At 42.1% G+C, this 13405-nt stretch carries 9 protein-coding genes; 5 read left to right on the top strand and 4 right to left on the bottom strand.

Annotated features, from left to right (window positions below; all coding sequences use genetic code 11):
* The first annotated feature begins 6 nt into the window (after nt 1-6).
* Complete coding sequence (locus QNI24_RS13345; protein WP_267176550.1) at nt 7-1041, top strand: TonB family protein; 1035 nt, start codon at nt 7-9, stop codon at nt 1039-1041.
* A 43-nt stretch (nt 1042-1084) separates the two neighbouring features.
* On the opposite strand, the gene mutS is transcribed toward QNI24_RS13345, so the two are convergent.
* Both mutS and katG read right to left on the bottom strand, forming a co-directional pair.
* Nucleotides 1085-3631 carry a DNA mismatch repair protein MutS gene (mutS, locus tag QNI24_RS13340; protein ID WP_267176551.1) on the bottom strand — a complete coding sequence of 849 codons (2547 nt, stop codon included), beginning with the start codon at nt 3629-3631 and terminating at the stop codon, nt 1085-1087.
* Nucleotides 3632-3816: 185 nt separating this feature from the next.
* Nucleotides 3817-5994, bottom strand: a complete 2178-nt coding sequence (katG, locus tag QNI24_RS13335; protein ID WP_267176687.1) for a catalase/peroxidase HPI — start codon at nt 5992-5994, stop codon at nt 3817-3819.
* Nucleotides 5995-6411: 417 nt separating this feature from the next.
* Here katG and recA point away from each other — a divergent pair, with 417 nt between their 5' ends.
* From recA to yaaA, 4 genes are read left to right on the top strand one after another with little or no spacing between them, the layout of a single operon-like run.
* Nucleotides 6412-7455 carry a recombinase RecA gene (recA, locus tag QNI24_RS13330; protein ID WP_323373322.1) on the top strand — a complete coding sequence of 348 codons (1044 nt, stop codon included), beginning with the start codon at nt 6412-6414 and terminating at the stop codon, nt 7453-7455.
* Entirely contained in the window at nt 7455-7910 is a 456-nt protein-coding gene (locus QNI24_RS13325) for a regulatory protein RecX (protein ID WP_267176553.1), read from the top strand. Before recA ends, QNI24_RS13325 begins: the two co-directional genes overlap by 1 nt.
* Before the next feature lies 1 nt (nt 7911).
* On the top strand, nt 7912-9180 hold the full coding sequence (gene bioA, locus QNI24_RS13320; protein ID WP_267176554.1) for an adenosylmethionine--8-amino-7-oxononanoate transaminase: 1269 nt from the start codon (nt 7912-7914) through the stop codon (nt 9178-9180).
* Nucleotides 9174-9950, top strand: a complete 777-nt coding sequence (yaaA, locus tag QNI24_RS13315) for a peroxide stress protein YaaA (RefSeq protein ID WP_267176555.1) — start codon at nt 9174-9176, stop codon at nt 9948-9950. The genes bioA and yaaA overlap by 7 nt, the downstream gene beginning before the upstream one ends.
* A gap of 5 nt (nt 9951-9955) precedes the next feature.
* Here the strand turns inward: yaaA and QNI24_RS13310 are convergent, their stop codons facing one another.
* The gene (locus QNI24_RS13310) at nt 9956-12514 is read right to left on the bottom strand and encodes an EAL domain-containing protein (RefSeq protein ID WP_267176556.1); all 2559 of its coding nucleotides are present in this window, start codon (nt 12512-12514) and stop codon (nt 9956-9958) included.
* Nucleotides 12515-12606: 92 nt separating this feature from the next.
* Nucleotides 12607-13374: a hydroxyacylglutathione hydrolase gene (gene gloB / locus QNI24_RS13305; protein ID WP_267176557.1), complete on the bottom strand. Its 768-nt coding sequence runs from the start codon at nt 13372-13374 to the stop codon at nt 12607-12609.
* Nucleotides 13375-13405 lie beyond the last annotated feature (31 nt).

Genomic DNA, 13405 nt, shown 5'->3' with positions numbered 1-13405 from the left:
TAATACATGTTGAATAAACTGATTGTTACATTGGTTTTGCTTTCTTTTGTAGCTGCTGTTGATGCACAAAACGATGATAACAAAACCGATGATGCAGAAAACAAACGTCCCAGTTGGTCCAAAGGCCTGCCAGAGCGTCAAAAAACCACTGATTTAAAAACCACAGAATTTAAACCTGATATCGACAATGAAATTGAGCTCGATATGTCTGAGTTTGGCCTTCAAGAAAAACCTAAAATTGAAATTGAACTGCCTATCAACACCGAAATTGGTGTAAGACAGTCATCAGATTCTGATGCTGAGTCAGAAGTTGTTGAGCCTGTGGTTGAATCAGAACCCGAACCCGAACCCGAACCCGAACCAATAGCAGTTGAATCTGTTGTCAATGAAGCTGTAGAGGATGAACCGGTTGAAACTGAAGCAGTGGTTATTGAGGAGCTGCCAGGTGAAGCGCCAGCTGAAGAAGATTCAAACCTGGTTCTTGAGACAGAAGAGCCTGTTGTTGAAACCAACTTGGCAGAAGAAGATGAGTTAAACTTATCAACAGATGAAGCCGCGGTTTTATCTGTTAACGCTGACGAGGAAAGTGGCAATGAGGTTGTTGCGGAGGCCACAAATGAGGTGGTAGAGCCTGTTTCTGCTGAGCCGGTTGAGTCTGAAGCCGTGTCATCAATTAATGAGGCTGAATCTGATAATACAACGACTACCACCGCTGCAGACGCTGCAGTTATTGAAACTGCTGAAGAAGCTGTTGATGAAGAAAACGGCACAAACTATGAGTGGAAGATTGTTGATAGAAAGGCAGTGGTTTATCCGCCTCGAGCCGCGATTCAGAATCTAGAAGGTTGGGTGGATGTTGAAATCACCATCAATCCTGCTGGTGAAGTGGTTTCCGCATCACCGGTTAAATACTCACGTAAGGGCAGAATTTTTGGTAAAAATGCGGTGCAATCTGTTAATGACTGGTTGTTTGACCCGCCCAGTTCATACGGAATCAGTGACAACATCACACGTATTTACAGGATAGAATTTGATCTTTAGAATACAGAAGAACGAATAAAAAAAAGCCCTTATTGGGCTTTTTTTATTTCACCAGTTGGTACAGTTGATAAATCAAATCTAATGCTTGTTTGGCAGTTAATTCATCCGGATCTATGCCCTTCAATTTTTTCTCAACTTTAGAATCTTGGTTTAATTCTTCTTGAAACAGTGAGAATTGGACGGGTTGATGGGTATTTTCTTGATTTTCGAGTTGGTTCAAGTAAGTTTTCGCATTTTTAAGTGTGGCACTTGGTAGGCCGGCCAATGCAGCCACTTGTAGGCCATAGCTTTTACTGGCAGCGCCGGCTTTTACACTGTGCAAAAATACAATGCGATCTTGGTGTTCAACCGCATTGAGGTGAACATTTTTGATGCTTGGGATTTGCTGCTCTAATTCGGTAATTTCAAAATAGTGGGTGGCAAATAAACAAAAAGACTGATTGGTATTGGCTAAATGAACAGCACAAGCATGGGCCAAAGAGAGGCCATCAAAAGTACTGGTACCTCGCCCAATTTCATCCATTAAGACCAATGAATTTTTAGTTGCATTGTGCAAGATGGTGGCTGTCTCAGACATCTCAACCATAAAGGTTGAACGCCCTCTGGTCAAATCATCACCAGCGCCGATGCGGGTAAAAATACGATCTATATCACCAATAACAGCAGATTGAGCTGGAACATAACTACCGATGGCAGCCATCAAAACTATGATCGCAGATTGGCGCATATAGGTTGATTTACCACCCATGTTTGGTCCAGTAATGATTAACATTTTATCGTGGTCATTGAGCACCAAATCATTGGGTTCAAATGGCGTGTCTTGTATGGTTTCAACCACAGGGTGCCTGCCTTGTCTGATTTCGATATTTAATTCTTGAGACAGTACAGGCTTACAAAACTGATTGGTAACAGCCCTTTCAGCCAAGTTGCACAAAGCATCCAGTTCACTGACGGTGTCTGCAAGTAGTTGCAGCGAACTTATTTGGTCAACGAAAGAACTCAATAGCTGGATATACAGCTCTTTTTCATGTGCCAGTGATTTTTCCTTGCTGGACAAAACTTTTTGTTCAAACTGTTTTAATTCTGGTGTGGTGTATCGCTCCACCGCTTTGAGGGTTTGGCGGCGGATATAATGCTCAGGTACTTTATCCGCATGCAGTTTAGATACTTCTATAAAATAACCATGAACGCGGTTATAACCAACTTTAAGGCCACTGATTCCCGATATTTCTTGTTGTTCAGTTTCAAAATCCAGCATGTACTGACCAGCATCATTGCTGATGTTGCGTAATTCATCTAGATGTTGATCATAACCGTCAGCGATGACACCACCATCGCGAATCACCACAGGTGGGTTTTCTTTCACAGCGGTTGTCAATAACTCAGCAATTTCAGTGTGCGGGTTTAATGCTTGTTTGATGGAGTTCAGACTAGAACCGTTGATTGAGTCTACTGATTCTTTCAATTCAGCAACCACAGTCAATGATTCTCGCAGTGCCACCAAATCTCTGGGTCTGGCTGTTAATAAGCTGATGCGAGTGACAATCCTTTCAATGTCAGCAATGCCTTTTAATTGGCTTTGTAAGGCATCAACTTGGGCACTTTCAATCAAAGCTTGAATGGTTGCCAGTCGTTGATTTAAAACGCTGCGATCTCGCAAAGGTTGTTTAACCCAACGCCTGATTTTTCGTGAGCCCATAGCGGTAGCGCATTGATCAATGAAGCCGCACAATGTGAGTTCATCCTTACCATCTGGGTGGTGATCAATCTCTAAGTTTTTGCGTGATTGTGCATCGATATGTAGGTAGGCATCAAGCAGCTCAATTTGTATGGCTTGAAGGTGTTTTAACTCGGTTTTTTGAGTGTGCTGAACATATTGTAATAGGGCACCAGCTGCTGCAATAAATATATCGGATTCATTGATGCCAAATCCTCCCAAGTCATTCAATTGGTACAGTCTGGTAATGGTGTGTACAGCTGACTCTTGATCAAAATCCCATTCTGGTCTGTTGATACAATTCAAGTGTTTCAGTTTTTCTGCCAAAGCACTGTTTTCACAGAGCAGAACTTCGCTGGGCGATAAGCGGGTGAGTTGGGCTTCTAGTGTGTTGAAGCTGTCCATTTGTTGGACTTTAAAAGCGCCGTTAGACAAATCCAGATAAGCCAAGCCATAACCTCGCGAATTTTGATGAATAGCCAATAACAGATTTTCACGGTTGGCGTCCATCAATGCTTCTTCAGTTACTGTACCTGGCGTGATAATTTTTTGTACTTCACGCTTAACTGGTCCTTTACTGGTTGCAGGATCTCCGGTTTGTTCACAGATGGCAACAGATAAACCTTTTTTGACCAATTTGGCCAGGTAATTATCAACAGCATGGTAAGGCACGCCACACATGGGAATGGGGTTATCACCGGTTTTTCCACGATGGGTTAGGGTGATGTCAAGTAGCTTGGCGGCCTTGATGGCATCATCAAAAAATAACTCATAAAAATCACCCATGCGATAGAACAACAACATCTCTTGATAATCAGCTTTTATCTTCAAAAACTGTTGCATCATGGGGGTATGTTTTGAAATGTCTTTCATGCGGTTAAAGTGGCCAACAAATCCGCTAGTTTAACAAAATAGCGCCACCATTGCGCAACTCAAAAGTCAGTTTAGGCGTGAATAAAATTGAATATTAACTGTTTGTTAATGGCATAAAAAAAGCCAGTCAACGAACTTCTTTAAGCGGAAGTTGATGACTGGCTTTTAAATACCTTAAAAAATTATTACTTGATGTCGAATCGATCGGCTTGCATCACTTTAATCCAAGCATTAACAAAGTCATTGACAAACATTTCATTGCCGTCATTGGCAGCGTAAACTTCAGCAATGGCTCTGAGTTCAGTGTGTGAACCAAAGATTAAATCTACTGGAGTAGCCGTCCATTTTAATTCATTGCTGGTTCTGTCTCGACCTTCATAAATGCCGGCTTGGTCAGCGGATTTACTCCATTTGGTTTGCATGTCTAACAGATTAACAAATACTGCATTATTCAAAGTACCAGGCGTGTTGGTCAAAACACCATGTTTGCTGTTACCCGCATTGGCATCAAGCGCCCTCATTCCACCAACCAAAACAGTCATCTCTGGTACCGTTAAGTCCAGCAAATTGGCTTTGTCGACCATTAATTCTGTTGGCGAATGGTAGTTGTCCGCCTCGTAGTAATTCCGGAATGCATCTGCCGTGGGACGTAAGTTTTCAAATGAATCCACATCGGTCTGCTCTTGTGTTGCGTCGGTACGACCAGGAACGAATGGTACAACTGTATCAATACCAGCTTTCTTCGCTGCTTGCTCTATACCCACAGCACCACCTAATACGATTAAATCAGCCAATGAAACCTTTCTTTTGGATTTTTTCTCATTAAAGTCTGCTTTGATCATCCTCAAAGCTTTTAAACTCTCAGCCAAATCTGCCGGGTCATTAACGGCCCAGCTTTTTTGTGGTTCTAATTGAATCCTGGCACCATTAACACCCCCGCGCATATCAGTGACACGGTATGAAGCTGCTGCCGCCCAAGCTGTTTTGATTAACGCTGTTTGTGATAAACCACTATCCATGATTTGTTGCTTGAGCTTTTTGATATCACGGTCATTGATGGTTTCATAATCAGCCTTTGGCACTGGATCTTGCCACATGAAAGTCTGCTCAGGAACGTTTTTGCCAACATACCTGGCTTTGGGGCCCATGTCTCTGTGCGTCAACTTAAACCAGGCTTGTGCAAAAGCCTGTTCAAATTCTTGAGGGTTTTTCAAAAAGCGTTCCGCAATGGCTCGATAAGCAGGGTCTTTTTTCAGCGACAAATCAGTGGTGAACATGATTGGCGCATGGCGTTTGTCTGGTAAGTGAGCATCAGGTACCAAATTACCAGCTGCTGGGTCATCCGGAATCCACTGAGTGGCGCCGGCAGGACTCTTGGTTTGTACCCAAGTGAAACCGAATAAATTGGTTAAGTACTGATGAGTCCACTGTGCAGGGCTTGATGTCCATGCGCCTTCCAGACCACTGGTGATGGTATCCTCTGAATGGCCTTTACCGCATTTGCTGGTCCAACCGAATCCTTGTTCCTCAAGCTCAGCTGCAGCAGGTTCTCGACCGATACAGTCACTAGGTTTCACTGCACCGTGGGCTTTGCCAAAAGTGTGACCACCAGCAATAAGTGCCACCACTTCCTCGTCATTCATGGCCATTCTGCCAAAAGTTTCTCTGATGTCATGAGCTGCGGCCACCGGGTCGTGGTTGGCATTAGGCCCTTCAGGGTTGACATAAATCAAACCCATTTGAACCGCCGCCAAAGGTTTTTTGAGTTTTCTCTCGCCCTCATAGCGTTCATCTGCCAAAAATTCAGTTTCAGGTCCCCAATAGACCAAATCAGCTTCCCAGTCATCTGCTCGACCACCGGCAAAACCAAGGGTTTTAAAGCCCATTGATTCCATGGCCACATTACCTGTTAATATCATTAAGTCTGCCCATGACAGGTTCTTACCGTACTTCTGTTTAACTGGCCACAACAAACGTCTGGCCTTGTCCAAGTTGGCATTGTCTGGCCAGCTGTTCAGTGGTTCAAAACGTTGTTGTCCACCACCAGCACCGCCGCGCCCATCTAAGGTGCGATAAGTACCTGCACTGTGCCAAGCCATGCGAATAAAAAATGGACCGTAATTGCCATAATCAGCTGGCCACCAATCTTGTGATTCAGTCAAAACATCAGTGATGTCTTGTTTGACTTCGTCTAAGTCCAGTGTTGCGAAGGCGGCTGCGTAATCAAAATCAACACCATAAGGTGTGGACTCAACAGCATGTTGTCTGAGTGGCTGTAAATTCAATTGTTCCGGCCACCAAAATTGATTGCTTTTGGCTGCGGTGTTGGCTTGGGGGGCTGAACTGAATCCCGTAAATAGCATGGCTGTGATCAACCATTTGGACTTGTGCTTGATAATCATAATGATTCCTCTCTGCTTTGTTGTTATTGAATACATATTATAAAACCGAATGAGAGGGGATTGATATCACAAAAAATAGATGAGCATGTTCGGAATTTAAGAATATCAAAATCGATGCCTTTGAAAGGGTAAAAATATGTTGGGTGATAGGTGGCAGGCTGCTGCATTTTAATGCTGATGCAGTCATTCAGAAATGAAAAAATAAATATTAAAAATATTCATTCTCAAGTTATGAGAATAAGCCATTGATAATACTCAATAAGTACGAAAAAGTTGATGGTTGTCTCAGAAATTACTGATTTTTTCGGTCTCAAGAACATGCGATAATAGGTGATATAAATGACTAAAAGTAACTTACAACTTGTGGAGCAAAACAAAGTGGACGACAACAAGAAAAAAGCCTTGGCAGCAGCCTTAGGCCAAATAGACAAACAATTCGGTAAAGGTTCGGTGATGCGCATGGGCGATAACCAAGCATTAACCACTGACGTGTACTCAACTGGCTCTCTGGGCTTGGATGTGGCATTGGGAATAGGTGGATTACCACGTGGACGTGTGGTAGAAATTTATGGGCCTGAGTCAAGTGGTAAAACCACTTTGACATTACATGCAGTGGCTGAGTGTCAAAAGAAAGGTGGTACTGCTGCATTCATAGATGCTGAGCATGCCTTGGACCCGTCTTATGCAGCAAAAGTTGGGGTTAATATTGATGATTTATTGGTGTCACAACCTGATACAGGTGAGGAAGCTTTGGAAATTTGTGACATGTTGGTTCGTTCAAATGCAGTTGATTTGATTGTGGTGGATTCAGTTGCAGCGTTGACACCCAAAGCTGAAATTGAAGGTGACATGGGTGATTCGCACATGGGGTTACAGGCCCGCTTGATGTCACAAGCTTTAAGAAAGTTAACTGGAAACATCAAACGCACCAACTGTATGGTTATTTTTATTAACCAAATACGCATGAAAATTGGAGTGATGTTTGGTAGCCCGGAGACCACCACGGGTGGCAATGCTTTGAAATTCTATGCTTCTGTGCGTTTGGATATTCGTCGCATCGGTGCCATTAAGAAAGGCGATGAAATCATCGGCAATGACACCCGCGTTAAAGTCGTTAAAAATAAGATGGCACCGCCATTTAAGCAGGTTCAATTTGAAATTCTCTATGGTAAAGGCATTTCCTTATTGGGCGAGTTGATAGATTTAGGCGTGGCACACAACTTGGTGTCCAAAGCGGGTGCTTGGTACAGTTATGGCGAAACCCGCATAGGTCAAGGTAAAGAAAACGCCAAAACCTATTTCAAAGAAAACCCTGAAGATGCCGCTGAGCTTGAACAAAAAATACGTGATATTTTATTACCCAAGCCTGAGGATGTGGTTGAAAGTCAAGAAGCTGCTGAAGTTGATCCGTTCGAGGGTTAATGGCTGCTGAAAAAAAGTATACGCCTGAGGCACGAGCCCGTGCCTCAGCTTTGGGCAGTCTTGCAATGCGTGAGCATTCATGCCAAGAGCTCAAAGACAAACTAATCAACAAAAAACATGATGAACGTGTGGTTGATGCTTTGATGATTGACTTGCTGGAGGACAACCTGGTTTCTGACCTGAGGTTTGCTGAGTCATATTGGCGGGCTCGTTCAAACCGAGGTTATGGCCCATCAAGGATCAACAGGGAGTTGGCCATGAAGGGCGTCAGTTCTGAAAAAATTGAAACGGCATTACAAACTGTCGAACTGGACTTCTATCTTTTGGTTGAGCAGGTATATGAAAAAAAATACCGTGGCGAGCCTTGGCATGATTACAAAGAGAAAGCCAAGCGTCAGGCATTTTTATACCGCAGAGGATTTGATAATGAACTGATTCGACACGTGATTGATTGATATGGACGTCGAATTTGATCAAAAACACCTCTGGCACCCGTATACTAATTTGAACCAACCAACTCCAGTACAAGCAGTTGATCGTGCTGAAGGGGTTTATCTGTATTTACAGGATGGCACCCGAGTGATTGATGCCATGTCATCTTGGTGGTGTTGTATTCATGGTTACAACCACCCAGTCCTTAACCAAGCTGTGACTGAACAGTTAGGTAAAATGTCTCACGTCATGTTCGGCGGTTTAACTCATCGCCCTGCCATCGAACTGGGAAAGAAACTGCTGGAGATAACCGATGAATCTTTAGATGCGGTGTTTTTTGCTGATTCTGGTTCGGTGGCTGTTGAGGTGGCTATGAAAATGGCAGCTCAATATTGTTTTGAACAAGGTGAGACAGAAAAAAAACAATTCATTACCTTCGCCAAGGGCTATCATGGTGACACCTTTGGTGCGATGTCAGTCTGCGATCCTGTGACAGGCATGCACCATAAATTCAATAAACTGTTGAACAAACATATCTTTATTGACTCACCCCAATGTGGTTTCAACGATGCATGGCAGGATCAATGCTTGGACGAATTTAAGTGTGTGCTGAAACAACACCATGATAAAACCATTGCGGTGATATTTGAGCCAATTGTTCAAGGTGCTGGCGGCATGAATTTTTATTCGCCCGAGTATCTGAAAGAAGTCAGACACCTGTGTGATCAATACGATGTGTTATTAATATTCGATGAGATAGCAACAGGTTTTGGCAGAACCGGTAAATTGTTTGCTTATGAACATGCAGCAGTTGTTCCAGACATTCTTTGTTTAGGGAAGGCATTGACCGGTGGCTACATGACTTTATCTGCCGTTTTGTGCAACCAAAAAGTGGCGAAAGGCATATCAACTAATTTCATGCATGGTCCGACCTTCATGGCCAATCCTCTTGCTTGTGCAGTAGCTTTGGCCAGCATTAATTTATTGCTTGAATCAAACTGGCAGGCACGAATCGAATCCATGGCTAAACAAATGACATCGGAACTGGGTGAATTGATTGGTTTGCCACATGTGAAAGATGTCAGGGTATTGGGTGCGATCGCCGTAGTTGAACTTTTTTCAGATAATAATTGTGATTGGCAGGCATTTCAATCGCAAACCGCCGCGGAAGGGGTTTGGGTCAGACCATTTATGAATATGATCTACATAATGCCGCCATTTATCATTGAACCATCCGAATTAACCCATATAACCAAGACATTGACCAAAATAATTAAACGATTACCATGCTGATTTTATTGTCGCCTTCAAAGGGCCAAGATTTTGACCAACACCCACTTCAAGAATACACCCAGCCAGTATTGCTGGATGAAAGCGAAGTCCTTGCCAAACAGCTCAAAAAATACAAGCCGAACAAGATTGCCGAATTGATGTCGGTCAGTGAGAACATCGCTGAACTCAATTATGAACGGTTTCAGTCTTTCAAGACACCATTTAAATTAGGTGTGGCCAAACAGGCGGCTCTGGCCTTTAAGGGTGACGTATATTCTGGTTTGGAAGCCTCTGAGTTCAATGCGGATCAATGGCAATACGCACAACAACACTTGCGCATATTATCTGGATTGTATGGTTATTTGAGGCCACTTGATTTAATCATGCCATACCGCTTAGAAATGAAGACCAAGTTGAATAATCCCAAGGGTGAAAACTTGTATCAGTTTTGGGGAGATGATTTGACTGTTTTAATCAACAACGAACTGTCTGAAGATGATTATGTGGTGAATCTGGCATCCAATGAATATTTCAAGGCAGTCAAAGCCAAAAAGCTCAAGGCACCAGTACTCAACATTGATTTTAAAGACAGCAAAAATGGCAAAACTCGCATCATTTCTTTTTATGCCAAGAAAGCCAGGGGCATGATGGCCAAGGCCATCATAAAAAATGGTATTGAAAAGATGGCGGACATAAAAGACTTGAGCTTCGATGGTTACCGTTATCGAGAAGATTTATCCAGTGAGTTGAAGTGGGTGTATGAGCGCCCGCAGCCAGCGCCAAAAAAATAAAACAATTAAAAATTAACCGTTTGGTTCAGCTGTTTGATGGGTTTGGGCCTTGAGAAATAGTAGCCCTGAAAGTATTGACAGTGATGTTTTTTCAAGAACTCCACCTGTTCAGCGGTTTCAACGCCTTCAGCAACCACTTCCAGTTGCATCTCTTCAGCCATGGCTAAAATGGTTTTTACGATGGTGGTACTGCTGTTATCGTCGGGTATGTCTTTGATGAATGATTTATCGATTTTGATTTTATCCAGAGGTAATTTTCTGATGTAGTCAAATGAGGAATAACCAGTACCAAAATCATCAATTGATAATTTGATGCCCAACAGTTTAAGTTGTTTGATCATTTCAAGTGATCGTTTACTCTCAGTCAACAAAATGCTTTCTGTCATTTCAAATTCCAAATGATTATGAGGAATTTGATAGGTTTCAATTAAGTCGGTCACACGTTGTAAAAAGGTCTTGTCCCTGATTTGTATCACCGATAAATTGACTGCTAAAAAGAACGGGTTTTTGGTTAAATTACGCCAACTAACTATTTGTTTACATGCCTCTTCAATGGTCCAATAACCAATTTCCAGAATCAGTTGAGCCCGTTCGGCTATGGGAATGAAATCACCAGGCATGATCTCGCCCTCACTGTGGTGTAACCAGCGCAGTAGTATTTCTGAACCAGCCATTTGTCCGTTGCTGGCATTCACTATGGGTTGATAAACGATGTTGATTTCTTTGTTTTGCAAAGCCAGTCTGAGGTCATTTTCTAACAAGTGATTTTTCATCACTTTGGTTTCTATGTCTTTATTAAATACTTGGATTCTGTTTCTGCCTTTGAATTTGGCCTCAAACATGGCAGTGTCAGCTCGTTGCAGTAATGTGGCGTGAGATTCTCCGTCTCTGGGATATATAACCAATCCCATGCTGGCGGTGATGTGGTAATGTTGGTTATTGATTTCAATGGGTTGTTTGATTTTTTCTAAAATGCTTTGGGCCATTTCAATGGCTTGCGTTTCTGCTATTTTGGCATCATTTTTTAACTCTGGAAGTTCAATGATGAATTCGTCACCACCGAGCCTGGCGATGGTATCGCCGGGGTTGGCACAAGACTTGATGCGCAAAGCCACTTTTTTGATTAATATATCTCCAACTTTATGCCCCTTGGAGTCATTGATGTTTTTAAAGTTATCTAAATCAATATGAAGAATGCCGCCAACATGATTGTATTGAATGGCCCGGGTCAAGGATGATTTCAGTCGATCTTTCAACAAGTCACGATTTGGTAGACCCGTTAAGGCATCGTACTTGGCCAAGTACATGATTTCATTTTCGTAAGCCTTCAACTGAGAAATATCGACACCCACCGTTACCACAGCCGCCTTAGTTTTGTTGCTGGCAGAATAGGGCACTTTTGTCATCATCAATGTTTTTTCATGACCGGCATGGTCTTTGATTTCTATTTCGGTATCAAATGGATTAGTTAATTGGGTATAGGTAACCAAGTCTTGGAAGCCTTCATGCGCTTTAAGGGTATCAAAAACGTTTAGGTGCTCATCGCTATTTTGCTTGATGCCGAATAAATCACGTGCAGTGTCATTGGCCAGGATCAGGCGGCCATCTTCACTGTTGGCAAATATCATATGTGGCACGATGTTGATGATTTGATCCAACTGATGTTCTCTGTCAGATAATTCTTTGACCCGGCTGTTGACTTGTCGTTTAAATAAAAATGCCGCCAATCCGGTCATTAAACCAAAGGTCACCAAACCGAAAATCCAATACCAAATCCAGTTTGGAATGATGTCCTCTTTGATGTTGGTGGTCCATTTGTACCTGGTTTGGTAATAGAATGAGTCTGGATTTTTTTTCCAATCAGCCATGGTCTGGTTGTAACTAGATAACAGCTGTTTGTTGGTGTTTTTGGGTACAGCAATAAACACTTTAAAAGGGTCAAAAACGATACTGCTTGGAAAAATGCTGAACTGGTCCTGGAAACTCAGCCCGACCATATTGTTAGAAACAGCAGCGTCGACAAGCCCTTGGTTCAGTTTTTTAAACACTTCTGGGTAACTGTTTTCATAGACATAATTACAGTTGACTTCAAAAATCTCACATTGGTTGATGAAATTAATGCCATTCACACCGGTGGCCATCAAAGCAATGGTTTTACCATCTAAATCAAACAAATTCTCTATGCTGGAATTGGCAGGCAAAAATACTTGCCCCCAAACATTGGCAAAGCTGTTTGATGAATAACTCATAAACTGAGCCCTTTCAGATGAGTATCCAACACTGACAATACCATCAATGCGTTTGGATTTAATTAAATTAAGTAAGTTGGGAAACTCATCGTAATACCATTCAATACTGAAGTCATTCAAATCAGCAATTTGATTCATTAACTCAATGGCAAAACCATCGGCTTGTTGTAAATCATTGTTGCGAAAGGAAAGGGGGGCTGAATCAAAATAGCCAATTTTATATGTTTGGCGTTCAGACTGATTGTCTTGAGCAGAAACAAAATTTGACTGCAGTAAAACAGCCAATGAAACAGATATGTATATCAATAGTTTCATATTTTGTGATTTTCCATCAATTTATGATACAACTTATGCCTTAGTCAACCAAGTAAATAATTTCAATAATTGTAATAAAAATGGCAAAACCACTAAAAATTGTCTTTGGCTGTTCTCAGAAAAGCAAAAAATGATGCTTCATCATCAAGCTTCACATTTTTCTTGGTGGACAGGGCGTCTCGAAATGCTTGGTCATCAGTTCTTAAAAACGGATTGAGTTTGATTTCATCGGATAGTTTAAATGGTAATGTCGGCAAATCATGGCTTCTTAATTGTTCAGACTTGGACTTTTTCTTGGCAATGGCCTCATTATCAGGGTCTATGCGCTGCGCAAATGCAATGTTGCTCAAGGTGTATTCATGGGTGCAATAAACCATGGTTTCAGGTGACAGCTCTTTAAGTTTATTAAGTGAGTGAATATATTGTTCTGGGGTGCCTTCAAACATCTTGCCACAGCCCATTGAAAATAATGTGTCACCACAGAATAATAAATCATTACCAAAAAAACAAATGTGGCTGGTTGTGTGCCCAGGTGTCTCGATTACCCTGAATGATAAATCCAGCTCTGGTAAATTAACCACATCACCTTCCTTAACTCGATTGCTTATGTGTTCTATGCGGTCTTCGACTGGTCCAAAAGAGCTACATTGATGTTGTGCTATTAATGTTTCCAAACCATTGATGTGATCCCAATGGTGGTGGGTAATCAGAATGGCAGATAACTTAAGCTGATGTTGTTGAAGGTAATCATTGACTGGTTCGGCTTTGCCTGGATCAACAATCACCGCATGAGTGCCGTTATCTATGACCCAAACATAGTTGTCGTTGAAAATTGGAATCGGATTGATTTGGATTGACATATAAATGTGATGTTTTTTTAAATCAGCAGTG

The sequence above is a fragment of the Marinicella marina genome (assembly GCF_030065545.1).
Lineage (GTDB): Bacteria > Pseudomonadota > Gammaproteobacteria > Xanthomonadales > Marinicellaceae > Marinicella > Marinicella marina.
This window is presented reverse-complemented; position numbering and strand designations above follow the sequence as displayed.